Annotated in this window: 22 protein-coding genes, 5 tRNA genes and 2 pseudogenes; 3 read left to right on the top strand and 26 right to left on the bottom strand. The window is 38.3% G+C overall.

Features of this window, described 5'->3' with window-relative positions:
- The 17 genes and pseudogenes from tuf to QZ138_RS01060 all read right to left on the bottom strand — a co-directional run.
- Nucleotides 1-1,009: pseudogene (gene tuf, locus QZ138_RS01140) on the bottom strand (translation elongation factor EF-1 subunit alpha); the annotation flags it as partial.
- Nucleotides 1,010-1,159: 150 nt separating this feature from the next.
- Nucleotides 1,160-3,358 (bottom strand): elongation factor EF-2, encoded by a 2,199-nt coding sequence (locus tag QZ138_RS01135; protein WP_292885133.1) that lies wholly within the window; start codon nucleotides 3,356-3,358, stop codon nucleotides 1,160-1,162.
- 31 nt (nucleotides 3,359-3,389) lie between these two features.
- Nucleotides 3,390-3,950 (bottom strand): 30S ribosomal protein S7, encoded by a 561-nt coding sequence (locus tag QZ138_RS01130; RefSeq protein WP_292885130.1) that lies wholly within the window; start codon nucleotides 3,948-3,950, stop codon nucleotides 3,390-3,392.
- Nucleotides 3,951-3,963: 13 nt separating this feature from the next.
- A complete protein-coding gene (locus QZ138_RS01125) occupies nucleotides 3,964-4,389 on the bottom strand; it encodes a 30S ribosomal protein S12 (RefSeq protein WP_067044341.1) in 426 nt (141 codons plus the stop codon).
- Nucleotides 4,390-4,713: 324 nt separating this feature from the next.
- A complete protein-coding gene (locus tag QZ138_RS01120) occupies nucleotides 4,714-5,145 on the bottom strand; it encodes a NusA-like transcription termination signal-binding factor (protein ID WP_292885127.1) in 432 nt (143 codons plus the stop codon).
- Nucleotides 5,146-5,151: 6 nt separating this feature from the next.
- Nucleotides 5,152-5,451 carry a 50S ribosomal protein L30e gene (locus QZ138_RS01115; RefSeq protein ID WP_292606450.1) on the bottom strand — a complete coding sequence of 100 codons (300 nt, stop codon included), beginning with the start codon at nucleotides 5,449-5,451 and terminating at the stop codon, nucleotides 5,152-5,154.
- 8 nt (nucleotides 5,452-5,459) lie between these two features.
- Complete coding sequence (gene rpoA2 / locus QZ138_RS01110) at nucleotides 5,460-6,614, bottom strand: DNA-directed RNA polymerase subunit A'' (RefSeq protein WP_292885139.1); 1,155 nt, start codon at nucleotides 6,612-6,614, stop codon at nucleotides 5,460-5,462.
- A 41-nt stretch (nucleotides 6,615-6,655) separates the two neighbouring features.
- Nucleotides 6,656-9,436: a DNA-directed RNA polymerase subunit A' gene (locus tag QZ138_RS01105; protein WP_292885123.1), complete on the bottom strand. Its 2,781-nt coding sequence runs from the start codon at nucleotides 9,434-9,436 to the stop codon at nucleotides 6,656-6,658.
- 24 nt (nucleotides 9,437-9,460) lie between these two features.
- Complete coding sequence (gene rpoB, locus QZ138_RS01100; RefSeq protein ID WP_292885136.1) at nucleotides 9,461-11,275, bottom strand: DNA-directed RNA polymerase subunit B; 1,815 nt, start codon at nucleotides 11,273-11,275, stop codon at nucleotides 9,461-9,463.
- 39 nt (nucleotides 11,276-11,314) lie between these two features.
- Nucleotides 11,315-11,986: pseudogene (locus QZ138_RS01095) on the bottom strand (carboxypeptidase-like regulatory domain-containing protein); the annotation flags it as partial.
- 9 nt (nucleotides 11,987-11,995) lie between these two features.
- Nucleotides 11,996-13,540, bottom strand: coding sequence for a DNA-directed RNA polymerase subunit B'' (locus QZ138_RS01090; RefSeq protein ID WP_292885121.1), 1,545 nt, complete (start codon nucleotides 13,538-13,540; stop codon nucleotides 11,996-11,998).
- A gap of 233 nt (nucleotides 13,541-13,773) precedes the next feature.
- A complete protein-coding gene (locus QZ138_RS01085) occupies nucleotides 13,774-14,007 on the bottom strand; it encodes a DNA-directed RNA polymerase subunit H (protein WP_292600363.1) in 234 nt (77 codons plus the stop codon).
- 42 nt (nucleotides 14,008-14,049) lie between these two features.
- Nucleotides 14,050-14,123 (bottom strand) — tRNA-Lys (locus QZ138_RS01080).
- 30 nt (nucleotides 14,124-14,153) lie between these two features.
- Nucleotides 14,154-14,225: transfer RNA gene (locus QZ138_RS01075), tRNA-Asp, on the bottom strand.
- Nucleotides 14,226-14,339: 114 nt separating this feature from the next.
- Nucleotides 14,340-14,413 (bottom strand) — tRNA-Tyr (locus tag QZ138_RS01070).
- A 6-nt stretch (nucleotides 14,414-14,419) separates the two neighbouring features.
- Nucleotides 14,420-14,494, bottom strand: a tRNA-Pro gene (locus tag QZ138_RS01065).
- A 116-nt stretch (nucleotides 14,495-14,610) separates the two neighbouring features.
- Nucleotides 14,611-14,684 (bottom strand) — tRNA-Thr (locus tag QZ138_RS01060).
- A gap of 116 nt (nucleotides 14,685-14,800) precedes the next feature.
- Here QZ138_RS01060 and thiM point away from each other — a divergent pair.
- Together thiM and thiE are read left to right on the top strand one after the other, a co-directional pair.
- Nucleotides 14,801-15,667 carry a hydroxyethylthiazole kinase gene (gene thiM, locus QZ138_RS01055; protein ID WP_292885119.1) on the top strand — a complete coding sequence of 289 codons (867 nt, stop codon included), beginning with the start codon at nucleotides 14,801-14,803 and terminating at the stop codon, nucleotides 15,665-15,667.
- Nucleotides 15,664-16,284, top strand: a complete 621-nt coding sequence (gene thiE, locus QZ138_RS01050; RefSeq protein ID WP_292885116.1) for a thiamine phosphate synthase — start codon at nucleotides 15,664-15,666, stop codon at nucleotides 16,282-16,284. The genes thiM and thiE overlap by 4 nt, the downstream gene beginning before the upstream one ends.
- On the opposite strand, the gene QZ138_RS01045 is transcribed toward thiE, so the two are convergent.
- Genes QZ138_RS01045 through QZ138_RS01030 form a run of 4 tightly spaced genes read right to left on the bottom strand, consistent with a single transcriptional unit; the run spans nucleotide 16,281 to nucleotide 19,972 of the window.
- A complete protein-coding gene (locus QZ138_RS01045) occupies nucleotides 16,281-17,498 on the bottom strand; it encodes a phosphoglycerate kinase (RefSeq protein ID WP_292885114.1) in 1,218 nt (405 codons plus the stop codon). The two genes, thiE and QZ138_RS01045, sit on opposite strands and share 4 nt — an antisense overlap.
- Before the next feature lie 9 nt (nucleotides 17,499-17,507).
- Nucleotides 17,508-18,176: a triose-phosphate isomerase gene (gene tpiA / locus QZ138_RS01040; RefSeq protein ID WP_292600369.1), complete on the bottom strand. Its 669-nt coding sequence runs from the start codon at nucleotides 18,174-18,176 to the stop codon at nucleotides 17,508-17,510.
- 46 nt (nucleotides 18,177-18,222) lie between these two features.
- Nucleotides 18,223-19,101 carry a site-specific DNA-methyltransferase gene (locus QZ138_RS01035; RefSeq protein WP_292885111.1) on the bottom strand — a complete coding sequence of 293 codons (879 nt, stop codon included), beginning with the start codon at nucleotides 19,099-19,101 and terminating at the stop codon, nucleotides 18,223-18,225.
- 1 nt (nucleotide 19,102) lies between these two features.
- Entirely contained in the window at nucleotides 19,103-19,972 is an 870-nt protein-coding gene (locus QZ138_RS01030; protein ID WP_292885108.1) for a hypothetical protein, read from the bottom strand.
- A gap of 131 nt (nucleotides 19,973-20,103) precedes the next feature.
- On the opposite strand from QZ138_RS01030, the gene twy1 reads away from it, so the two are divergent.
- Complete coding sequence (gene twy1, locus QZ138_RS01025; RefSeq protein ID WP_292885105.1) at nucleotides 20,104-21,021, top strand: 4-demethylwyosine synthase TYW1; 918 nt, start codon at nucleotides 20,104-20,106, stop codon at nucleotides 21,019-21,021.
- A gap of 51 nt (nucleotides 21,022-21,072) precedes the next feature.
- Here the strand turns inward: twy1 and sucC are convergent, their stop codons facing one another.
- From sucC to QZ138_RS01000, 5 genes are read right to left on the bottom strand one after another with little or no spacing between them, the layout of a single operon-like run.
- Nucleotides 21,073-22,191 carry an ADP-forming succinate--CoA ligase subunit beta gene (gene sucC, locus QZ138_RS01020; RefSeq protein WP_292885102.1) on the bottom strand — a complete coding sequence of 373 codons (1,119 nt, stop codon included), beginning with the start codon at nucleotides 22,189-22,191 and terminating at the stop codon, nucleotides 21,073-21,075.
- 8 nt (nucleotides 22,192-22,199) lie between these two features.
- On the bottom strand, nucleotides 22,200-22,748 hold the full coding sequence (locus tag QZ138_RS01015) for a 2-oxoacid:ferredoxin oxidoreductase subunit gamma (RefSeq protein WP_292600861.1): 549 nt from the start codon (nucleotides 22,746-22,748) through the stop codon (nucleotides 22,200-22,202).
- 9 nt (nucleotides 22,749-22,757) lie between these two features.
- Complete coding sequence (locus tag QZ138_RS01010; protein ID WP_292885099.1) at nucleotides 22,758-23,618, bottom strand: 2-oxoacid:ferredoxin oxidoreductase subunit beta; 861 nt, start codon at nucleotides 23,616-23,618, stop codon at nucleotides 22,758-22,760.
- Between the two features lies 1 nt (nucleotide 23,619).
- A complete protein-coding gene (locus tag QZ138_RS01005; protein WP_292885097.1) occupies nucleotides 23,620-24,750 on the bottom strand; it encodes a 2-oxoacid:acceptor oxidoreductase subunit alpha in 1,131 nt (376 codons plus the stop codon).
- Between the two features lie 9 nt (nucleotides 24,751-24,759).
- On the bottom strand, nucleotides 24,760-25,020 hold the full coding sequence (locus tag QZ138_RS01000; protein ID WP_292600867.1) for a ferredoxin family protein: 261 nt from the start codon (nucleotides 25,018-25,020) through the stop codon (nucleotides 24,760-24,762).
- Nucleotides 25,021-25,135: the final 115 nt, after the last annotated feature.

Below are 25,135 nucleotides of genomic sequence, written 5' to 3'. Positions count from 1 at the left end.
TTCTAAGAAAGTACATGCTACTTGGGAAGTGTGACAGTGGAATACAGGAGTGTATCCAACGGTAATTACACCAGGGTGTTGTAAAACAACAATTTGTGCGTCGAATTCTTTAGCTACGGTAGGAGCAGAGTCAGTGTGTCCTGCTACGTCTCCTCTTCTGATATCGTTTTTACCTACACCTCTTACGTTGAATCCGATGTTGTCACCAGGTTCAGCAACTTCAAATTGTTCGTGGTGCATTTCGATAGATTTAACTTCTCCGGAAGCTCCAGCTGGTTCAAAGATAACGTTTTCACCTTTTTTCATTACACCAGTTTCTACTCTACCTACAGGTACGGTTCCTACACCAGTGATGGAGTAAACATCTTGGATAGGGATCCTTAAAGGTAAGTCGGTAGGTTTTTCAGGTGGAGTTAATTTGTCTAATGCATCAATTAAGTTGTCTCCTTTGTACCATGGAGTGTTTGGAGATGCATCGTTAATGTTGTCCCCTTCAAATGCAGATAATGGGATGAAAGGTACGTCAGCAGGGTTGAAACCTACGGTTTTGATTAAGTTTGAAACTTCTTCTTTTAATTCGTTGTATTTGTCTTCGGAGTAATCAACTAAGTCGATTTTGTTGATTGCAACGATTAATTGGTTGATACCTAAAGTTTTTGATAAGAACACGTGTTCTTTAGTTTGAGGCATTACACCGTCGTCTGCTGCAACTACTAAAACACCAGCGTCTGCTTGGGAAGCACCAGTGATCATGTTTTTAACGAAGTCTCTGTGTCCAGGACAGTCTACTACAGTGTAGTCGTATTTTTTGGTGGAGAATTTTTGGTGAGCTAAATCGATAGTTACTCCTCTTTCTCTTTCTTCTCCTAATTTGTCCATAACAAATCTGAATTTGTTTTCTCCGTCATCTTGCACCAGCTTTTAATAATAAGTGTCCAACTAAAGTGGATTTTCCGTGGTCAACGTGTCCAATAAATGCTAAGTTAAGATGTTCTTTTTCTTTTGCCATTATATAACCTCTTTTAATAATATAACTAATAAGCTTAAATGATAGCTTAAATTCATTATATGTTTTTTAACATATAAATAGCTAATGTTTTTTTCAATAAATTTTATGAAAATATAAAAATATAAAAAAATTAAAAAGTTAATTTTAATTTTATAAGTCACCTAAATAGTGGCTTGCAGGGAACGGTTCTTCAGATAAACCTTTCCTTTGTCTGATTTCTTTCACGATTTGATGTTGCATCTCACGTGGGAGTGGTTCAAATCCTGCAATTTCAGTAGACCATAAACATCTACCTTCAGCAGCAGATCTGATGTCACCAGCGAAACCAAACATTTCAGCTACAGGCACTTTAGATTCGATTCTTGCCATGTCTCCTTCTTGACCCATGTTTACGATTTGACCTCTTCTGTTTTGGATTTCACGAGTACATGCACCCATGTAATCATTAGGAGTGTCAATAACTACTTTTTGCATTGGTTCAAGTAAAGCAGGTTCAGCAAGCATCATGGAACCTAAGATAGCGTTTCTGATAGCAGGCAATACTTGTGCAGGTCCTCTGTGGACTGCGTCTTCGTGAAGTTTTGCATCGTGGAGTTTGAATTTTAATCCCATGGAGATTTCTTCACCTAAAGGACCGTTTTTCAAGGTATTTTCAAATCCTTCGAGTAACAATTCTTTAACTTCATCCAAGTATTGAATACCACGAGTCATGTTGAGGAATATGCTTCTGTTGTGAACAGCCCATACCCTTCTGGCTTCTTCTTTTTCTAAGCCATGTTCCATGAAGTCGTTAGCCATTTCTTTACCTTTTACTCTGCCTTCTTTAATGTCTCCTTCTTGGATTGCAGCGAAGAGTTCAGGTTCGATAGGTTCAACTGTGATGTAGAATCTGTTATGTTTGTTAGGGGATTTACCTTCAACTTGTGGAGATAACTGTCTTACAGTTTCCCTGTATACAACAATAGGTTCGGATGTAGTGATGTCTACACCTTTTTCGTTGATTCTGTAACCGATAACTTCCAAGTGAAGCTCACCCATACCTGAAACTAAGTGTTCACCGGTTTCTTCGTTAATATCGATTTTAACGGTAGGGTCTTCTTTACCGGTTTGTCTTAATACTTCAATCAATTTTGGTAAATCTTTGGTATTTTTAGCTTCTACAGCTACAGTAACTACAGGTTCTGAAATGTGTTCTAAACCTTCGAACTCTTTGATTTTATGATCAGGAGAACATAAGGTTTCACCAGCGATAGCTCCTTTTGCACCTGCAACATATACAATGTTACCTGCAGGAACCTTATCGGTGTTTACTCTTTCAGGACCGAAGTATACACCCACTTGCTGTACTCTGGACTTACCGTGAGAACCGACCATGTAGACTTCAGTACCTTTTTCGATTGCTCCACCGTATACCCTACCGGTAGCGATTTCACCAGCGTGTTTGTCTACAGATACGTTGGTAACCATTACAGCTAAAGGTCCGTCAGGGGAGGTGTTGATCATACATTCACCAGCAGGAGAGTCGATTTCTCCATCCCAGATGTTAGGTACCCTGTATTCCTGAGCTTCTTTAGGGGAAGGCAAGTGTTCTACTACCATACCTAATAATACGTCAGATAAAGGTACTTTTTGAGCTAATTCTCTTTCATTTTCAGCGTTACAATAATCAATAATATCTTTAAAGTTGATTCCGGTTTCTTGCATGGTTGGAACGTTGATAGCCCAATTGTGGTATGCTGAACCGAATGCTACACTACCGTCAGTGAAGTCTAATTTCCATTCTTCTTTTTTGTCTTCAGGAGCCATGTTTCTGATTAACTTGTTAGCTTCCATGAAGATTTTCAAGAATCTGTTCTGTAACTCTTCAGGTTCTAATTTTAACTCGTTGATTAATCTGTCAACCTTGTTGATGAACAGTACAGGTTTTACGTTTTCTTTTAATGCTTGTCTGAATACAGTTTCAGTTTGAGGCATGATACCTTCTACAGCACAAACTACAACTACTGCACCGTCTACAGCCCTCATAGCACGGGTTACGTCCCCACCGAAGTCAACGTGTCCAGGGGTATCGATTAAGTTAATTAAATATTCTTTTTCTTTGTAATCGTGTACCATGGATACGTTAGCTGCATCAATAGTGATACCACGAGCTTGTTCTTGTTCGTCGAAATCTAAGAATCTTTGGTCACCGGCAAGTTCTTCGGAAATCATTCCTGCACCTGCAAGGAGGTTATCAGATAATGTGGTTTTACCGTGATCGATGTGAGCACAGATACCAATGTTTCTGATTTGTTCAGGTTCATACATCAATTCTTTGATTTTTGCAATCATTTTGTCTCTTCTACTCAAAATAACCACCTAATTAATAAATATTATATGATTAGTGCGCTGCTTTAGCAACTCTTTCTTTCTCTTCAGCTTTTTGTAAAGCGAAACTTCTTGAATCTTCTTCAGATGCAAGGATTAATTCTTCAGCTAAACATTCAGCAACAGATTTTCTGTTTTTGAATGAAGATTGTAAAGTACCTCTAGTTAAGAATCCTAATGAAAGGTCTACTCTTCTTTGTGGAGAGATGTCCACAGCAACTTGGTAACCGATACCACCGTATTTGATACGGGTAGTTTCTTCACGAGGTGCAGTGTTTTCAACTGCAGTAACTAAAACTTGAACAGGATTCTTTTTAGTCCTTTTATTAATGATTTCTAAAGCATCTTTAACGATATTGAAAGCTTTATTTTTCTTACCTGAGTTGAGATGGGTTCTCATGATTTTGTTCATTAACCTTTCAACAATTGATACTTTAGATTTTGCGAATTGTCTTTTTACATGTCTACCAGAAGTATGTGGAACTAAAGTTTCATCTAAGCAGATATATTTTACTAAACCTAAGTCCTCAACTTTCACTTCATCGAGATCCCATTTGTCAAATAATTTACTCATAAACATAACCACCTTATCTTACAGGTTTTTCTATTTTTCCACTTACCATTTCTGATAAAGCTACGTTATTAACTTTGGAAACTTTCCAACGGACTCCAGGAATATCTCCCATGGATCTTCCGGAAGGTCCACCGATTCCTTCAATCATTACTTCATCGTGTTCATCGATAAATCCGATAGCTCCGTCACCTGGTGCGAAAGCTGTTAATTGTTTACCGTTTTTGATTAACTGAACACGAACACATTTACGAATAGCAGAGTTAGGTTGTTTTGCTTCTATCCCTACTTTCTCAATTACGATTCCTCTTGCTTGAGGAGCTCCTTCCAAAGGATCTGCTTTAACATCTAACCTTAAAGCTCTCCTTTTGTAATCTACGTCTTTCCACTTAAAATTTTGTCTATTTTTTTTAAGTTTTTTTGCAGCAAAAAGTCCTGGCATATTTTTTTCCTCGAATTTTTTGTTAAAAACATATCTATGAATCCACCGCTGCGATTTATACTATAGACTATAGTACAATCTAAATTCAAAGATATAAATCAGTATAATTAATAATTTAGATAATTTACATCATCTAAAAGAAGATATCTTGAAATGAAATTCAAACATAGACAAAAAGCACACATAGTCATGTTTTAAAAAGTGCAGATATCTTATGTTAAATATATATAGATACCCCTTTATAAAGGTATGTATTTCTTATATAATAAAAATAAAAAAAAGTATTTTTTAAAAAAAAATAAATTAAATAAAATAGCCCGAAAGCTATTTTAAAATAATGTTATCAATATTATGTTGTCTTTCAGCTAATAACTTAGCTCTTTCAATATTGATTCCGTTTTTACCGATAGCAATACGTTTGTTGGTATTGTCTGCTGTAACAATAGCTATTTTCTCACCTGATTGCTTTTGAGAAATCTTAACAGATTGTAATTTAGCAGGAGATAAACAATTTTTAATAAATTGTATTGGATCATCATCCAATTCTACAATTTCAATACCCTTATCAACTGCCCTTTGAACTTTAGATACGGAACTTCCGCCCTTACCGATTGCAAGTCCCATGTCACCATTCTTAACAACGAATGTGACCTTTCCATGTTCATCATCGATAATGCAATCTTTTACCATTGCCCCAGTCATATTTTCGAAAAGAGCTATGAATCTAATTTCATTTGCACTGAATTTAATAGACACTTAAATCTACCTCAAATCGTCTAATATTGTAGAATCTCCTGGATCGTTTACGATTAATGTAGCAACAGTAAAAGGTTTACCACAAACAGAACCCAAATCTACACTAGTTCCATCATATACCAAGGATGGAATTTCGGAAAGATTTGCATAATATTCAACATCTTCAAGAATTTCTTTAGGAGCGTTACTTGCAACAACTACAAGCTGACCTTTTCCTAATTTTAAAGATTGAATTGATTTTTCAGAGCCTAATGTCACATCTCCAGTGTCAACAGCAACCCTGATTCCTCTATCTACGTCCATCATCTAGCCTCCTATTCATTTTTATAATCCATTTTGACACCGACAGATCCGGTACCAAGAGGTATTGGTTGTCCAATAATAATATTTTCGATGATACCTGTTAAATCATCAACTTCACCGCGTATACTTGCGTGAAGAAGATGTTTACCGGTTTCTTCAAAAGCTGCACGAGCTAATACACTTGATTTTTCACCACTGATACCATGTCTTCCGATTGATTTCACTGTACCTTCTGAAGTCATGATGTCTGCAACCAACATGATATGTCTTACGTCTACACTAAGACCCTGTTCGGATAAGGTATTCTGAGCCTCGTTTATGATAGATTGACGAGCCGCTTCAATACCTAACACTTCACCGATTTCATGAATGTTATTGGTAGTGGTTCTAACGTGGTCGATACCGTCCATATCAAGGATTTCCTTAAGGTTTGATCCTTCGGTATGGATAATCCATTCCTCATCACGACGGATAATTACTTTACCGATACCTTTTATACCACTGATTTGCAAGTCACGAACCTTGTCCGCTAAAAGACGAAGTTCACGAATTTCAAATTTTGAATCAGATTTATCAGATTTAGTGGAAGGGACAATGATCCTGTCTCCTTTAATGTCAGCCTTTTTGAAAGCCTTTTCAATAGCCGCATTAATTTCTTCCCTGTCTAATCTTTTCTCATCTATTTTTTTAGAATCTAAAACTGCTTCAACTTCCATAGTTCCATAATTTAAATTAAAATCAGAGATAATATCATTTACAGTACTTTTACCAATTTGATTAGCCAAAGTTCTGACAAATTCCTCATCATCACGTCTTTCTTCATCAAAATAAATGTCCATAGTTGGAGTAGCAATTTCTTTTCTTGCATCAACGATTTCAATAAGCCTTGGAAGACCTAATGTTACGTTTAACTCAGTTACCCCTGCATAGTGAAAAGTACGCATAGTCATCTGAGTACCAGGTTCACCAACAGATTGTGCAGCTACTGTTCCAACAGCCTCGCCAGCTTCAACGTGAGCTCGGTCATAGGCCTGTTTGAGCTTTCTTATAAGCTGAGCCAATTCGTCATCAGTCAAGTCGTTTCTAACAAAAGCCTTTGACAAATCTTCGATATAACTTTCTGGAAAATCGATGCCTAAATTTTCTTCATCATTAAGTTGAGTAATAGTTTCAATTACTTTTGCTTCAATATCATCCATAGTTACACCTACTTACCTTCCATTCTTATTTCGTCAATGAGTTTGTTTAAATCAGCCGGTTTACCGAAGTCTGATTTAGCCGGATCCACACCATCTTCTCCAAACATGGTTTGGATAACATTGCCCTGGTTATCAGTGACAAGTCCTGATGGTTTAACCTGTAAATCCTGCAGAGCGTTTACGAGTCTTCTTTGCATGTAACCGGATTGTGCGGTACGAATCGCTGTATCTACAAGACCTTCTCTTCCTCCCATTGCGTGGAAGAAGAACTCGATTGGGTCAAGACCTGATTTGTAACTTGAGTGTACAAATCCTTTAGCTTTTGCCCCTAACTCACCTTTCTTGAAGTGAGGTAATGTTCTGTTGAGGTATCCTCTTTCGATACGTCCACCCCTAACCGCCTGTTGTCCTACACAAGCAGTAATCTGAGTAAGGTTCAGCATGGATGCCCTTGCACCTGTACGTGCCATTACTACAGAGTGGTTTTCAACTGCCATCACATGGTCATATGGGTCGTCGTCAGACTGTTTACCCATGGTAAGATAGTTTTCAGCAATGCTACCGGACATATCCCTAGCTTCCCCGAGAACCTGCATGATCTTCATCTCTAAAGTCTCTTCAAGGCTCCTACCAGGCAATGCTTGGAGATATCCTTCTTCATAAGATTCAACAAGCTTATCTACTTCAGCCATCTTTTTCTCTAAGTGCTCGTTAATACGGTCTTGAGCTTCTTCAGGAATTTCCTCATCGTTTAAGGATGTTGTAATTCCTGTTTTCATGATTCCGCATATTGCAAGGTCAGTTGACCTGTCCAAGAATTCTTTTGCTCTTCCAGGACCATATTCCTTAACTATCTTATCCAGGATTTTACCTGAGAATGAACCGTAAGCTGATTCATCAATTACACCTTGAACGAGAATTCCGTTTTTGATGACAACGGTTTCGTCCTCTTCAGGGTATACTACAGGACATTTGGAAATTTCAGCCTTATAAGATAAGTTTAAGTCATTTGGCAATAATAATGAGAACAATTCCTTACCTGTCCACTTTTCGCCTTTTTCCTTATAGATATATGATTCCTCAATATCATGAGGGACTTCCAAATCAGGTTTTAAGTCATGTTCTGTTTTTAAGACCCATTGGCCACCTTTGAAAACAGGCAATGCAAGGTGGGATTTTCTTATAATCTGTAAAGCTTGTTCTTCTGTGAATTCAACACCGTCACGGGTCAATAAGTATGCGCCACTAATGTGGTCGTGAATAGCACCGATAATCGGTCCACCGAACCTTGGAGACAGGATGTGTTCCTGTACACGCATCAGTGATTTTGCTTCTGCACGGGATTCGTCAGTCTGGAACACGTGCATGTTCATTTCGTCTCCGTCGAAATCTGCGTTGTATGGCGGACAGACACAAAGGTTTAATCTGAATGTCTTGTAAGGAAGCACCCTTACTTCGTGTGCCATCATACTCATTCTGTGCAAAGATGGCTGACGGTTGAACAGTACCATATCCCCATCTTTGAGGTGTCTTTCTACAATGAAACCTGGTTCCAATTGCTCCAAAATCAACTCAATGGTTTCCTCATTGCGCACTCTGATTTTTCTTCCGTCATTTCTGATTACATAGTTTGCACCAGGGTGAACATCAGGACCGTTTTTGATGCATTCTTTCATTTCATCAATGTTCCATTCGTTTACATATACAGGCACGGTAACTTCTTTTGCAATCATTTCAGGAACACCGACCTCGTTGATACTGATGTTAGGGTCAGGTGAAATAACTGTACGTGCTGAGAAGTTTACACGTTTACCGGACAGGTTGGATCTGAAACGTCCTTCCTTACCTTTCAACCTTTGAGTCAAGGTTTTCAATGGTCTTCCTGACCTGTGTCTTGCAGGAGGAACACCACTGGCCTCATTGTCAAAGTAAGTGGTAACGTGGTACTGCAGCAATTCCCATAAGTCTTCAACAATCAATTGTGGAGCACCAGCTTCCATATTTTCAAGTAATCTTTGATTAATACGTAAAATATCAACTAATTTGTGAGTCAAGTCATCTTCTGAACGTTCACCGGTATCTAAAGTAATTGAAGGTCTTACAGTTACAGGAGGCACTGGTAAAACAGTCAATACTAACCATTCAGGTCTTGCGACTTCAGGGTTTACACCTAAAACAAATGAATCTTCATCAGTGATTTTTTCAAGTCTTTCACGAACTTCAGAAGCTGTTAACTTATAATCCCCCTGACGGATAGTTACAGGTTTGTCCAAGAGGATAGCCTCTTGAGGTTCGCCACAGTGAGGACAGCAATATTTCATGTCAATTTCCTCATCGTCTTCAGGCATTTGTTTTAATTCCCTTTTGGCGACTCTGTAAACTTCTTTTAGGATAGCGTTTAAGCTTTCACGGTTATCCATTGCATCATTAATTTTTTCTGTGAAGTATTCAATTTGTTCATCGTTTAAAAGAATACGACCACATTCATTACAGGTGGAACGTAATATTTTGTGAATGACATCTCCAAAACCAATGTGAATAACTGGTCTTGCAAGTTCAATACTACCGAAATGTCCTTGACAGTCTCCACCCCTGAAACCGCAAGTCCTGCATACTAAACTTGGGTCGATAACACCTAAACGAGGATCCATTAAACCTTTATCAATAGGGAACCCATCATCCTCATAGGTATCCGGAGTCTCAACAGTCACAACAGACATAGCACGAATATCTTCAGGAGACATTAGCCCAAAGTTGATTTGTTCTATTTTTTTTATAAATCCTTTCATGTATTGGCTCCTTTATAACTGTAATTATGCTTTGTCTCCTAAAACTAATTTAGGGAAAATACATAAACTCTTAAGTTCGTCTAATAATAATTTAAATGCGTATGAAATTTCAACAGGATATGTTTCTACATCTCCACAGATTGGACAGTATTTCTTATTTTTGTTTTTGTCATAAACTGCCAACATACCACAGTTTTCACAAACGATTGCTTCATATTTGTCAGATTCATCAAGAAGTCTTTCCTTTAAGGTCAATGCAGCACCGTGTGCAATGAGACAGTCTCTTTCCATTTCTCCGAATCTTAAACCACCTTCACGTGCTCTACCTTCAGTAGGTTGACGTGTAAGCACTTGCACTGGACCTCTTGAACGGGCATAAACCTTATCTGTGGTCATGTGGTGTAATTTTTGATAATATGCTACACCTACAAAGATTTCAGCGTCCAATCTTTCACCGGTTACACCATTGTATAGAGATTCACATCCTGCGGATTCAAATCCGTTATCAATAAGTTGCTGTTTGATTTCATCCTCAAGGGTCTGGTTGAACGGAGTTGCGTCAACACGTTCACCTTCAAGACAACCAGCCTTACCTGCGACCATTTCCAGCACCTGTCCGATGGACATCCTGGATGGAATCGCATGAGGGTTAACTATCAAATCAGGAACTACACCGAATTCAGTGAATGGCACATCTTCAGGGGACAATATTAAACCGACAACCCCTTTCTGACCGTGTCTTGATGCGAATTTGTCACCAAATTCAGGTTGTCTTGTATCCCTTACTCTGATTTTAGCTAATCTTGAACCTTCAACGGTTTCGGATAAAAGCACTGCATCAACAATACCCTTTTCACCGTGTCTTACAGTTACAGAAGTTTCCCTTCTTCTGTCTGCAACGGTTCCAAAGTCCTCTTCCAAAAATCTTGGAGGTGAAGTTTTACCGATTAACACATCACCGGATTCCACATATGATTCCGGGTTGACGACACCGTCTTCGTCAAGGTTTCTGTAAGCCTCTTCAGACCTGTATCCTTTGATGTTTTTGTCAGGTACCTCAAATCTGTCAACCTGACCACCGGCATACCTTTTTTCTGAAGTGTCATATGCCCTGAAGAAAGATGACCTTGCAAGACCCCTTTCAAGGGATCCCTTGTTGATGACCATTGCGTCCTCCATGTTATATCCTTCATAAGACATCAATGCAACAACAAAGTTCTGACCGGATGGCCTTAAATCATAATTGGTTGAATCGATGATACGTGTTTTAACGATAGGAGTTTGAGGATGGTGCAATAGATGTGCCCTGGTATCAGTACGTAATGCATAGTTGGAGACATATAATCCTAATGCCTGCTTTGTCATACCTGCTTCCATTGTGTTCCTTGGAGAGGAGTTGTGGTCTGAAAATGGAATGATTCCTGCACAGATACCTAACATTGTGGCAGGGTCGATTTCCAAGTGAGTATGATCTTCATTTATTTCAGCCAAACTCATAGCAATGTATGAATTTTCTTCCTCTTCAGCATCAAGATACTCTACAAGACCCTTGTTGATTAAATCGTCCCATTTTAATTTACCATTTGCAACTTTGTTCAAATGTTCTTCTCTTAATAATGGAACTCCATCTTTTACAATGATTAATGGTCTTCTTGCTCTTCCAGGATCATTGAATATGTAAATTTCCTCATTATCTTCATAATAAGTGATGTTCATTTCATAAGAGATTTCACCATTTCTTCTTTTCTCTCTCATCTCTTGGGTGAATTCGACTGGGTTTTCACAGTATCCTAAAAGTTCACCGTTAATGTAAATTTTGGTTTTGTTTGTAGTGACAATCTCTTTGGTCAGTATTACTTTGAAAACTTCATCATCATCTGAAACAGTGAATTTTCCATGGAAATCATTATATCCTCCTGCTTTTACAAGAACTGAATAATCGCCTAAAGGCACTTCCGGGATAATGCATTTTCCATCATTGCCAGTTACACCTTCAAATCTTGTACCTGAAGTTAATGAGACTGTAGCAGATTCTATAGCATCACTGTCCCTGTCAACTACTATGACATTAACATCTGTAACTATAACAGGTTCAACTTCACCATCATCTTCATCCGGCTCAATTTCACCATCGCTTTCCACTTCTTCAGGTTCAGGTTCTATTTCACCTTCATCTTCAACAGCTTCCTCAACAGGTTCAACTTCACCATCATCTTCACTGTCTTCAACAGGCACAATATCCCCAATAGATTCTACATCACCTGAAAAGATATCTTCAGGGAAATCTTCAGTATAAGATTCCCAAGATTTTCTAGGTTCATCTTTTGCAAATTCTGCAGAAAAGTCAGAATCTTCCCTTTTATCAGAGGTGTTGAAAAATTCTTCAATTTCAGACTCATATTCTTTTACTTTAGTTGATAAGGATTCATCATCAGCGTTTTCCAATAAAATATCAATGTTCTTTCTGACTTTTTCATAGGAAACTACTTCTTCAAATCCGAAATAATAATAAGCTCTTTTTATTTTTGCTTTAATATTTTTAGCCAACATCTCACCTCCCTAAATCAAATCTACATCCATAGTTTTAATAACATCAATAATCTCTTGTTCATCAGAACCTTCTGAAATATTACACATTAAAGCCAAGTTCTTTACCAAACCACAGTTAGGTCCTTCCGGAGTTTCGTTAGGACAAATCTTACCAAATTGTGTTGGATGCAAATCTCTTGCTTCAAAGTGAGGTTGACTTCTAGTTAATGGGGATACAACACGTCTTAAATGAGAAAGAGTTCCCATATAACTTGTTCTATCCAACAATTGACTTACACCAGCTCTTCCACCAACCCAGTTTCCAGTAGCGATTGCATGTTTGATGTTTTCTGTTAAAACATCACTACGTACCGCTTGCTTGATTGAAAGTTCTTTACCACGAGAAAGGCTTCTTTCAAGTTGGTAACTCATATCTCTTGTTAAGTTTGTGAAAGCAACTCTGAATAAATCTTCCATTAAATCTCCAGAAACTCTGAGTCTTTTGTTAGTATAATGGTCCTTGTCGTGAGGTTCTCTTTTTTCTTCAATAACCTCTAATAACATTTCAGTCATTTCAGCCAAATAGATAGCCTTATCATAACATCTTTCTTCTTCAGTTCCCATATGAGGTAATAAATAACGATTTACAACATCTTTTGCACGTTTTAAACGATAATCTTTAGGCATGTTTTTAGCTACCCTGTTACCAATGTATTTGATAGCTGCAAGTTGTAAGTAATCTCTTCTTTCTTCGTAAGACATGCCGTCCATTTCATTTTGATCTAATTTTAATGATTCATCAGACACCTGCAAATCATCCGCTATCATCATTTGGAAGTTATTATCATCTGAAATTGCAGTGATGATTTCTTCATCTGTAGCCAAACCGAGAGCCCTTAACAATATTACTAATGGAATTTCCCCTGGAAGGTATGGGAAAGAAATTCTTAAAAATACCCCATTTTTACGAGGTTTTTTATATTCCAAAGTAATCCTGGCTCTGAAACCACTTTTAATGGAAGTAACAACTGCTTTTGCATGTCTGTCTTCTGGTTCATCAAGACGTTCAAGGATAATTTTATTTGGAGCGATTTCTTCCATTGTCACAACAGCCCTTTCGGAACCGTTTACAATGAAGTATCCTCCTAAATCCTGAGGGTCTTCATGCTTTTCCATCAATTCTTCAGCACTGAGTCCATTGAGATGGCAAATGTCAGACTTAAGCATTACCGGCAATTCACCGATGTATACTTCTTCCAATTCGTTTTCTTCTCCGTCTTCATTTAATGCCATTTCAAGGTACATGTCTGCAGAATAATTTAAGTTTCTAAGTCTTGCTTCGGTTGGATCAATTTCACTACGAGAACCATCCGCCTCTTTATTAGACGGTTTTTCAATACGTACTTTACCGGTTTTTAAAGTGTATTTACCGTCATCTAAAGTGATAGGTTCGGTAATATCAATGATATTCTGAATTCTGTTATTCACAAAATCATTGTAGGATTTGATATGGTGATCCACCAAATCATATTTGTCAAAAAATGCATCAACTAATTTCCAATTATTCTCTGTCATGGATATCCTCCAACATTACGTACGCAATAAAAATAATTAACTAAATAAAAATAATAGTCTATTAGGATAAACCTAACTTAATTCATTTAATCATTATTCTTAATTTACTCCTAACTATCTCCTTTAAGATAATTCCTCTCAAACTAAGTTCAAATTTATTATAATGAATTTCTAAAAAACAAAAAAATACAGAAATTATACTATATTAAATTTCACACACTCTAAAATTATATTTAATCTTCAACAATTCTGTAGGTTACAAAAACACCTGCAGTTTGACTTTCTCTAGTAATCCTTAAAACGTTTCCAGGTTCAGCACCTATAGCTTTTACAACAGGATCATTAGATTTTATTTTAGGAAGGTCTTTAAAATCATAATCCACATCACTAAATTCGTCAGAAATCTCTTCTTCAGTCATGATTTCATGCTTTGGTACTAGCATATGGTCTTGAATATCAATTTTCAAATTTTTTCCTCCAACTAAAAAATTTAAATATAAAATTAGAAACAGGCCTGACGGGAATTGAACCCGCGGCCGCCTGGTTAAAAGCCAGGCGCTCTGCCAGACTGAGCTACAGGCCTATATGACTTTCATACTACTTAAGATATGAGCGCCCTGGCCGGGATTTGAACCCGAGTCGCGGGCTCGACAGGCCCACATGATAGCCCCTACACCACCAGGGCATATCCTCAAATAGTACACTATCAATTAATATAATTTTCATCATATATAAATGTTATGGAAAAATGACCATTTTTCACAAAAATATATATGAGTTCAAATAAATAAATTGAAAATCCCGCCTGCCGGACTTGAACCAGCAACATTTGGATCTACAGTCCAACGCTCTGCCAAATTGAGCTAAGGCGGGAAAAGATGGGTCCGCCCGGATTTGAACCGGAGTCTCAGGCTCCCAAAGCCCAAAGGATCGACCAAGCTACCCTACGGACCCACATACACATTGTATGTAGATGACATACTAATAATAGTATTGCACTTACAAGTATATAAACATTACTATTATTTTAATAATAGTCTAAAAAAATTATATAAAATTATAATATTAAAAGCCCCGGACGGGAATTGAACCCGCGACCACGAGATTACAAGTCTCGCGCTCTACCAGACTGAGCCACCGAGGCAATATAATAAAATCATATAACAATATAATTTATGCCAAAAGTCATTTAAATACTTTTCTATAAATCATATTTTTTTCATTAAAATTTAAATAATAAAAAATTTATAATTAATAATCATGACAAATGCTGAAAAAGAATTACTAAATAGAATAGACCTGAATTTAAAAATCATTAAAGAAAAAAACGCTTTAACACACTGCATAACAAATTCAGTTACTATCAATGACTGTGCAAATGCAGTGCTTGCCATCGGCGGCTCACCATTCATGGCAGAAGATGCCGAAGAGCTTGAAGAAGTAGTTACAATAGCCGATGTTCTTGTAATCAACATAGGCAAGTTAAGCAAAAATCAAATTGAATCTATGAAAATTAGCGCTAAAACCGCAAACAAAACTAATACCCCAATTATTTTGGATCCAGTTGGTGTCGGAGTGACCGAACTTAGAAACAAAACCACAATGGATTTAATTGAAAATTATGATATAACCGCAATTAGAGGAAATATCAGTGAAATAAAAGCTATTGCCAAATTAGCAGGAGTTTTGGATGAAAGCAACACTGCAAAAGGTGTTGACGTTAATGCTGATGACATAATAACTGAAGAAAATTTAAAGGCAAATGGAGATTTAATCTGCGAACTTGCAAAGAAATTGAATACCGTGATTTTAGCTAGCGGACCTCTTGATATATTAAGCGATGGCGAAACCACAGTCGTTATTGACAACGGTGACGACATGATGCCATTGATAACAGGCAGCGGCTGCATGCTATCATCAATCGTTGGAAGCTGCATTGGAGGATCCAATCCATTTGAAGGAAGCCTTGTTGCAATATTGGCAATGAACATTGCCGGAGAAAAGGCAAGAGCAAAAGTAGATGCAAAAGATGAAGGAACCGGTTCATTTAGAGCATACCTAATAGATTATCTCTATAAAACCGATAGCGAAACCTTGATAAATGAAGCAAACATTAAGATATTATGAAAAATCTAGACTTATCCCTTTACCTTGTCACCGACAAAAGCGATGATGTGGAAAAATTCCTAAAGACAATTGAAGAAGCAATTAAAGGCGGAGTCAGCTTAGTGCAAATCAGAGAAAAAACCGCAGAAACACTTGACTTTTATAATTTGGCATTGAAAGTGAAGGAAATAACTGAAAAACATGACGTTCCGTTAATCATAAACGACAGAGTCGACGTTGCACTCGCAGTTGATGCCGAAGGAGTTCATGTCGGCCAATCAGATATGCCATGTGATGTCACAAGAGCATTGGTCGGACCTGATAAAATAGTAGGCGTTTCAGCAGCGACAATTGAAGAGGCTCGAAAAGCCGAAAGTGACGGTGCCGATTATATTGGTACTGGAGCGGTATTTCCAACTGCAACAAAAGATGACGCTCCAAAAATCACAAAAAAAGATTTGAAAGAAATTGTGGAATCAATAAGTATTCCAGTTGTAGCCATTGGAGGCATTACATTAAACAATGCTCATGAGCTAAATAATACTGGAATTGCAGGATTATCTGTAGTGAGTGCTATAATGAGCTCAGAAAATCCAAAAAAATCATCAGAAGAGCTATTAAAAATATTTAATAGCTAATCTTTACTATTTTTTAAAGCTTCAACAGCTGCTAATTCTTTACCTGCAAGCATGCTTATGCAAGCTCCGCCACCACTGCTCAAATGGCTCATGTACTCTTCCAAACCAAGACCTGCGGTAGCAGCTGCAATGTGTCCTCCGCCAATCAATGTGAAACCATCTGAATTGGCCATAGCATTAATCAAATCCTCTGTACCCATTGCAAATTGAGGGTCTTCAAACACTCCTGCCGGACCATTGGCAAATATGTATTTTGCATTTCTGATTTCTTTTGCATAAAGTGCAATGGTCTTTTCGCCTATATCAAAAATGGATTCGTTTGGAATTTCACTGCTGTCGATATCAACCCTGTTTCCATTAATTTGGCATGCCACATCAATTGGATATTTTACCTTATCACCAAACCTTTCAATCAGCTCTTCTGATCTGGTAACCATATCCTCATATCCTTTAGCGATGATGAACTGCTTGTTGACTTCACCGATGTCTGCACCGGATGCCCACAAAACAATGTTTCCAACAATACCTGTTGTTAAAACTGAATCTGCGGTTCCGTTGCTCAATACATTTTCCATAACATCAATTGAGTCATCGGGCTTCATTCCACCAAGCAAAAATACGCAAGGATGTTCCACATTGTCAAGAGCATCCTGAATTACAGTCAGCTCCTTTTCCATTACCCTTCCGGCTGCGGAAGGAGTGTTCACTGTAAAACCTACCAATGACGGCTGGGACCTGTGGGCCGCTGCAAACGCATCATTTACAAAATAGTCAATTAGCGGAGACAATTGGGTTACAAGATGAGTTTTTGACTGTTCCAATGGAGTTCTTGAAAGGGTTTCTTCAGAGTAAAATCTTGCATTTTCAAGCAAAAGAATTTCATGAGGCTTTAAAGCTTTGATGGCTTCTTTTGCAGCATTTGAAAATAATGAATCAATATATTTTACCCTTAAATTTAAAATACCGGACAATGCATCGGCATGTTGGGCCAAAGTTGAAAAATCCTTTTTACCAGGACGAGATTGATGAGCCAAAAGAACCACTTTTGCACCCTTGCTGGAGAGTTCCTTAACCGTTTGAGCATGAAGCTTCAGTCTGGTATCATCAAGAATGATTCCGGAACTAGGATCCACAGGAGAATTAATGTCGATTCTCACAAGAACCGTTTTGTCTTCAACATCAAAATCGTCAATAGTTTTAAATTCCTTAGCCATTTTCTCACTCTATAATTTACTTACCAAATCAAGCAAAGCGTCTTTTGGACTTTCAGCCTTGATAATTCCTGATGCAAGCAATACTCCGTCTGCACCCAAATCCATAGCTGCCTTCATATCGTCCCCGGTAGTGATGCCTGCACCGCACAATACCTTAACATTTTTATTTATTGCTTTTACTTCGCGAACTGTATCCTCAACGACTTCAGGTTGAGCCTGAGATACCGGAATTCCTGTACCGATGAGTTCAGGAGGCTCAACTGCAACTGCATCCGGAGCAAGTGTTGCAACAGCCTTTGAAGTTTCAATATTGTTTGTGCATACGCATGATTCGATTTCATTGGCTTTGCACATTTTCACAACCTCATCGATGTCTGCCAATTTCATCCTTTGCTCTGAATGGTTAATTAAAGATCCGCTGATTCCCGCATCAATCAATGTATTGATTAGGTTGGAACCTGTGTGTCCTCCGGGAGATATTGCATCAATGTGTTGAGCAAAAATAGGCAGTGATGTTTCTTCACTGATTCTATAGATGTCTGCAGCCTGAGGAGCAGCAACCATAGTGATTCCAGATTCACTGGCAGCACTTTCAAGGTCATGTGCAAGTTCTAAAGCCTTTAAACCACTTGATTCTAAATAAGTTTTATAATTCAATATTACGATTGGAGTGTCCATATATATCCCACTAATAACTTTATGATTAAATATATTATTTACATCATTAAATAAATTTTTGATTGGAAATTCTAGTTTTTGCCAGGTCAATGTATTCCTGTTTTATGTCATAGCATATGTAGTTCCGGTTGTTTTTTCTGGCCGCAACTGCTGTTGTTCCGCTACCGCAAAACGGGTCCAGGACAACATCCCCCTCATAGCTGTATAGATTTATCAGCCTATGGGGCAGTTCAACTGGAAAAGGTGCAGGATGACCAATTCTTTTGGCGTTCACTGCAGGAAATGTCCAAACGCTTCTTGTCCATTCGATGAAATCATCCCTTTCAATGGTGTCTTTCTTGATTTGATTTTTATCCTTTGAGTAGGAGTCCTTTGAAAATACCAGAATATATTCATGATAATCCCTTAAAACAGGATTTGAAGCAGACATCCAACTTCCCCATGCGCATGATCCGCCTCCACTGGCAGATTTGTCCCAAATAATTTCTCCACGCATCAGAAACCCCAAATCCATCATTATCTCAATCACCATTGCATGCAGGGGAATATATGGCTTTCTTCCGATGTTTGCAACATTGATGCATGCCCTCCCACCTGTAACCAGCTTCTTGTATACCTCGCCAAAAACCGCAGTCAAAAGCGAGAGATACTCATCCAATGTCAAATCGCTGTCATATTCCTTTCCCACATTATACGGCGGAGAAGTTACCATCAGATGAATGCTGCTGTCCGGTATCTCATCCATAACTTCACTGGATTTACAGTAAAATTTATTCAGACCGCCTTCAGGAATTCTGTTTTCCAGATACTCTATATTTTTCGGCAGCTCGAATTCCTCAAACAGTTTTGAGCTATAAAACTTTTTTGAGTTGTGGGACTGCCTGACCACTGAACCAAATGATTTAGTTTGTGTTTTTCTTGACAAATTAAGACCTCTTCAGGAGATTTAAAAATTTCAATCCCTTTTCATGATATGTTTTTTCCCTGTTTGCAATTTCAATGAGATGACCCAACCTTTCGGGATTTTCCATTCCAGAGAAAAAATTCAGTTCCTGTTTAAATAATTGGTTCAAAGTAATATATAATTCATCGACATTGTCCATCCTGATGAATCCGTTTTTAATGCTTCTCTTTCTGGTGTTTCCATGATTAAGAGGAAATGGATTCAATGACCAGAAGCCCTGGATAATGCCCGAATTTTTCAGATAATCAGCCTTTTTGCAAAATCCGTTTGAAAGGGGAGCATTTCCCAAAACGATCAGTGGAATTTTGGATGCCTTGACGTTTGAAACCCTTATGTCAATGCATTTTCCAATCGCCTTTAAAATCGAATCCGAACGCGTGAAGCTTGGTCGTCCCTGATGGGTCCTGTAGTCTCCAATTTCTCTGACGTTGCCTGTAGCCTCATCGTATTGCCAGTTCCATACAAGAGACATTTTCACTTCAAATATCAGTTTTACATCATCAGGCATCAGCACTTTCTTGTTTTCCCTTGAGATGACGATGTCTGCAGGGGACTTGTGGGTTATTCCAATTGAGGGAATCTGCGCCTGCTGAATGACAAAGAGCTCCTCATCCTGAAGTATATGATTAAGCAAATCACAGACCCATTTTTCAGTATAATTTCCAATCAGCGAATTTCTGGCCTGCAGTGTTGATTTAGACCCGGAATATCCCTTGGGCCAATATGACACATACCTTCCATCATCAGTCCTGTAAAACAGCTGCTCATGGGATGCAAAATTTTTCGATTTATCAAAGAATAATTTTTCATGATTCTTGTTCCATAATCTCATAATAACTAATATTAAATTTAAACATATAAATAGATTTAACGAGATAAAGTAAATTTTGTTCACAAAAGGTAAAATTGCTTTTGACTTGTAAAAATGTATATACTACAAAATCCAAAAATAGATTTGATTTTATGTCATTTACCAAAAACCAGATTGAAAAATTAGAGAAAAGCGGATACAGATTTGTTGGAAAGCATGGCCATGCGGCAGTCAAGACATGCCATTGGACCAGACAAAGCATTTCCGATAAGGGAGTATGCTATAAGGAAAAGTTCTATGGGATCCAATCTCACAGATGTCTTCAGATGTCTCCGGCAGTTCCAAATTGCCAGCAGGAATGCGAATTCTGCTGGAGAGACCTGACATATACCCAAACCAGCTGGGAAGACGAGGAATATGACGAGCCAAAAGTGATTGTTGATGAGGCGATAAAGGCTCAGAATAATCTGTTATGCGGTTTTTATGGAAATGACAAGGCAAACAAGAAAAAACTTAAAGAGATGAGAAATCCGAACAATGCGGCCATATCCCTTGCGGGCGAGCCTACACTCTACCCAAAAATCGACGAGCTGATTGGTGAATTCAACCGCCGGGATTTCACAACATTTGTGGTGAGCAACGGCCAATGCGTTGAAAGATTAAGAAACCTGGAAAACGATCCGTATCAGCTATACCTTTCCTTAGATGCACCTTCAAAGAAAATATTTAATGACATCTGCAGACCTAGAATAAATGATGCATGGAATAATTTAAACGAATCACTTGAAACATTATCCAGTTTTGACTCACGCACATGCATACGAAATACCTGCGTTCGCGGAAAAAATATGGAAGACCCTGAAGGTTATGCGAAACTGATAAAAAAAGCTGACCCTGACTTTGTGGAAGTCAAAGCATACATGTATGTTGGATCATCACGTAAAAGACTAACTCTGGACAATATGCCAAAATTTGATGAAATAAAAGATTTTGCCTCTAAAATAGGTGATGCCTGTGGCAAGGAGATAGTAAATGAATCTGAAGTCAGCCGAGTGGTACTGCTCGAATGAACTTCCAGACACATCTAACCCTTAGTGTTATTTGAGTTTGAAACAGCAAAATCATTTGCCTTCGGCTTTCAGCTCATTGCAAAGTTGAACTGCTTTTTTAGCTGCCTTTTCCATTGATGTTTCATATGGAATTCCAGCTTCCTCTAAAAGCCTTTGACCTTCCTCTTCATTGGTTCCGGTTAATCTGATGACGATAGGAACCTTGCGCTCAACATTTTCCAAAGCCTTTATTACACCACGTGCAACATCATCAGCCTTGGTAATTCCTCCTAAAACATTCAGGAACACGACTTTAACAGGTTCATAGTTTAAGACGATGCTTAAAGCCTGATTGATGATTTGCTCTGAAGCTCCACCACCAATATCAAGGAATGTTGCAGGCTCTCCTCCATTGAGATTAATCATGTCCATAGCAGTCAGTGTCAATCCTGCGCCGTTACCGATTACAGCAATATCTCCGTTCAATTGGACAAAGTCCACTGCCTTTTTCTTATAGTTCATCCTTTCGACAAGGTCCTGATGCCTGTACAATGAATCGTTTTCAACAACCAATTTTGCGTCAGCTGCAATCAGGCCATCCGGAGTCAGGACCAATGGGTTGATTTCGGCAGTGTCTGCATCATATTTTTCAAATAATTGGTATAGTTTCCAGATGATGCTTCCCACAGGTGAAATCAATTCAGATGCAACACCCATTTTACGGGCGATTTCACGGGCTTCATATGGCAAGAAGTCAATCAAAGGATTTGGATAATACTTGATGATTTTTTCAGGGTTTGTTTTAGCCAAGTTTTCGATTTCGACCCCACCTTCCTTACTTGCAAGGATTACCGGCCTTCTAGCTCCCCTGTCAACAGAAACGGTGACAAAGAATTCATTTAATATTTCTGCCTTCTCTTCAATCAACAAATGATTTACCTTTTCGCCTTTAATTTCCATTCCTAAAATTTCATTGGCAACTTTTAGGGCTTCACCAGGGTTGTTTGCAAATTTTATACCTCCGGCTTTACCTCTTCCCCCGGTTAAAACTTGCGCCTTGACAACTACCGGAAACCCCATTTCAGAGGCTACCGCCATAGCTTCCTCAGGATAGTTTGCAACATGACCTTCCAGGATTGGGATTCCTTCCTTTCTAAAAATTTGTTTTGCTACACTTTCAAAAAATCTCATTATAACACCTATTCAGCTAAAGCATAACCCGCTTCGAAAGCAGCAACATTCTTTTCTTCGGTTCCTTTTGGAACACTGGCCTCAATTGCCTTGATGGCTGCCTCTTTGGATATCACTTTAGTAATTTTTGTAATGGCTCCGACCATAACGATATTGGCTACAATCTTAAGTCCGATTTCATCGGTGGCTGTCTTTGTAGCGGGAGCCTCATAAACTTCAATATTATGTTCCTCAATAAAATCTCTTACATCTTCAACATCGGTTGTGCCCGGATCAACAATCAAAATTCCGTTGTCCTTCAAATCCACGATATACTTGATTAAGGCCTCATTTGACATGGCCACTAAAATATCCGGACTTTGAACCTTCGGATAGTCGACTGCAGTGTCACTAATGACAACTTCACATTTGGAAGCCCCTCCACGAGCTTCAGGACCATAAGATTGGGTTTGAACAGCTTCTTTTTCATCAAAAAGACTTGCAGATTTACCTAAGATAATGCCTGCAAGAATTATTCCCTGACCTCCAAATCCACAAATTCTAATTTCAGTTCTCATATTATCCACCTATAATTCTGTTGAATATGCAGAGTTGATAAGAGTTTTCTTACCAGATTTTTCCACACTAATCCTTTCAAGGTTTTCTGTAAATTCATCTTTTTGGATATTGGCAAATTCACCAACAACGATTTTGCCTTCCAATTCTCTTGCGCTCATTCTGTCTGCAGCAGATTTGAATATGGTATTTGCCTTCATTACTGCAGCCATAGCAGTAGCAGTCTTGAGCTTGTTTTTACGGCCGAAGTAAGTTGGACATTGTGTTGCAACTTCGATGAATGAAAATCCTTTGTTTTTCAATCCTGCCTTGATTGACAAGACAAGATTTTCTATCTGCACTGTTGTCCATCTTGCGGAATAGCTTGCACCTGCTGCTGCAACGAGTTCTGCCAATTTGAATGGAGAATCCAAATTGCCGTAAGGAGCAGTTGTTCCGAAACTGCCTTTTGGTGAAGTAGGACTGATTTGACCACCAGTCATACCGTAAATGTTATTGTTGATACAGATTACAGTCAGATTAATGTTTCTTCTGGCCGCATGAATCAAATGATTACCACCGATAGAAGCCGCATCACCGTCACCGGTAAACACTACAACATCCAAATCCTTGTTTGCAGTTTTCAAACCGGTTGCGAAGCTCAATGCCCTTCCGTGAGTGGTGTGAAGTGAATCGCATTTAAGATATCCTGGAATTCTTGAAGAACATCCGATTCCGGAAACCATTGCGATATTATCGAAATCCATTTCTGCCTTTTCCATAGCTGCCAAAAATGCATTGATGATTGCACCATTTCCACAACCCGGACAGAAAATGTGAGGCAGTCTGTCTTCTCTTAAATATGGGAGAAATCTGTTCTTATTTTCTGACATTTTAGTTTCCTCCTATCTTGTTGATTTCATCTAAAATTTCATCAGGGGTCGGCAATAATCCTCCAATCACGCCCATGAGATGAACATTAGTGTCCTTTCCGAGTACACGGTCAACCTCATAATACATTTGACCCAGATTCATCTCTACAACGAGTACGTCGCTTGCGTTTTTGGTAATCTCTTTCAATTGTTCATCAGGGAATGGCCATGGAGTGTCGATTTTGACATAACCGACTTTCTGATTGTTTGCTCTTGCCCTGTTTGCCGCTTCAACTGCGGACCTTACAGGAGCTCCATATGAAACGATTATGATATCTGCATCTTCACAGCCTTCAGATTTAACAGAGCAGATCTTATCCTTATTGTTTAAAACCTTATCGCAGATTCTTTTTATTAAGTTATGATGAGTTTCAGGAGTGTTGGTGTCAGGATAACCTCTTTCATCGTGAGTGAGGCCTGTTACATGAATATTGAATCCGTCACCGAATGCAGGCATAGGAGTTGTTCCGTTTTCAATGTTTTCAAACGGCAGATAATCATCAGTCTTTTCAGGCTTTTTCCTTGCAACGACTTCAATATTGTCATCAACGACTATCTTTTCCCTCATGTGCCCTATGACCTCATCGGCCATGACCAATACCGGGCATCTGTATTCTTCAGCCAAATTAAATGCCTTTATTGTGAAATCGAAAAATTCCTGAACGCTTGATGGGGACAATGCAATCGGTTCGTAGTCTCCGTGTGATCCCCAACGGGCCTGCATCATATCTGATTGTGAAGCCATAGTCGGTTGAGCGGTTGATGGAGAGCCTCTTTGAACATCAACAATAACGATTGGAGTCTCTGTCATGAATGCATAACCGATATTTTCCTGCATTAATGAAATACCAGGACCTGAAGTGGCAGTCATTGATTTGGTTCCTCCCCATGAACCTCCAATGATAGCTCCTGCAGATGCGATTTCATCTTCCATTTGAACGAATGAACCTCCAACTTTTGGCAATTCTCTTGCTAAAGTTTCTGCAACTTCTGTAGATGGAGTAATAGGATAACCTGCAAAGAACCTACAGCCTGCAGCTATTGCTCCTTTAGCACATGCTTCATTTCCTTGAATAAAAAATTCTTCAGCCATTTTATACACCTACTTTCCATGCCTTGTGAATAATGGATTAAAATTAACATCTTCGTTCATCCACCAGTTTTCCGGCAAATCAACTGTAATTGCTTGGTCGGGACATGCAACTTCACAAGTACCGCATTTGGTACATCTTTCTTCGAATTTCACAAAGGGTAATTGAACTCCTTTCTTGTTTACTTCAGGAGATATTGCATATACGTTCTTATAACACATGAACAAGCAAAGATGACATCCTTTACACAAATTTTCATCAATAATAATCAATTTAAAATCTCCTATCATATTTTATGATAAATAAATATAGAATGTATTATATCTATGTTAATAAACATTTAAATATCTTATGTGAAAACATCAAAATTTAAAGATTTATAAAAAA

The sequence above is a fragment of the Methanobrevibacter sp. UBA212 genome (assembly GCF_905233225.1).
Lineage (GTDB): Archaea > Methanobacteriota > Methanobacteria > Methanobacteriales > Methanobacteriaceae > Methanocatella.
The sequence above is the reverse complement of the archived record's forward strand: the minus strand, read 5'-3'. Positions and strand labels throughout refer to the sequence as shown.

Bases quoted from the DNA above. Each gene is read 5' to 3' on its own strand.
- QZ138_RS01130 (WP_292885130.1), bottom strand. From the start codon at position 3,950: ATGAGTAAATTATTTGACAAATGGGATCTCGATGAAGTGAAAGTTGAG.
- QZ138_RS01125 (WP_067044341.1), bottom strand. From the start codon at position 4,389: ATGCCAGGACTTTTTGCTGCAAAAAAACTTAAAAAAAATAGACAAAAT.
- QZ138_RS01115 (WP_292606450.1), bottom strand. From the start codon at position 5,451: ATGATGGACGTAGATAGAGGAATCAGGGTTGCTGTTGACACTGGAGAT.
- QZ138_RS01105 (WP_292885123.1), bottom strand. From the start codon at position 9,436: ATGAAAGGATTTATAAAAAAAATAGAACAAATCAACTTTGGGCTAATG.
- QZ138_RS01090 (WP_292885121.1), bottom strand. From the start codon at position 13,540: ATGACAGAGAATAATTGGAAATTAGTTGATGCATTTTTTGACAAATAT.
- thiM (WP_292885119.1), top strand. From the start codon at position 14,801: ATGACAAATGCTGAAAAAGAATTACTAAATAGAATAGACCTGAATTTA.
- thiE (WP_292885116.1), top strand. From the start codon at position 15,664: ATGAAAAATCTAGACTTATCCCTTTACCTTGTCACCGACAAAAGCGAT.
- QZ138_RS01045 (WP_292885114.1), bottom strand. From the start codon at position 17,498: ATGGCTAAGGAATTTAAAACTATTGACGATTTTGATGTTGAAGACAAA.
- tpiA (WP_292600369.1), bottom strand. From the start codon at position 18,176: ATGGACACTCCAATCGTAATATTGAATTATAAAACTTATTTAGAATCA.
- QZ138_RS01030 (WP_292885108.1), bottom strand. From the start codon at position 19,972: ATGAGATTATGGAACAAGAATCATGAAAAATTATTCTTTGATAAATCG.
- twy1 (WP_292885105.1), top strand. From the start codon at position 20,104: ATGTCATTTACCAAAAACCAGATTGAAAAATTAGAGAAAAGCGGATAC.
- sucC (WP_292885102.1), bottom strand. From the start codon at position 22,191: ATGAGATTTTTTGAAAGTGTAGCAAAACAAATTTTTAGAAAGGAAGGA.
- QZ138_RS01015 (WP_292600861.1), bottom strand. From the start codon at position 22,748: ATGAGAACTGAAATTAGAATTTGTGGATTTGGAGGTCAGGGAATAATT.
- QZ138_RS01010 (WP_292885099.1), bottom strand. From the start codon at position 23,618: ATGTCAGAAAATAAGAACAGATTTCTCCCATATTTAAGAGAAGACAGA.
- QZ138_RS01005 (WP_292885097.1), bottom strand. From the start codon at position 24,750: ATGGCTGAAGAATTTTTTATTCAAGGAAATGAAGCATGTGCTAAAGGA.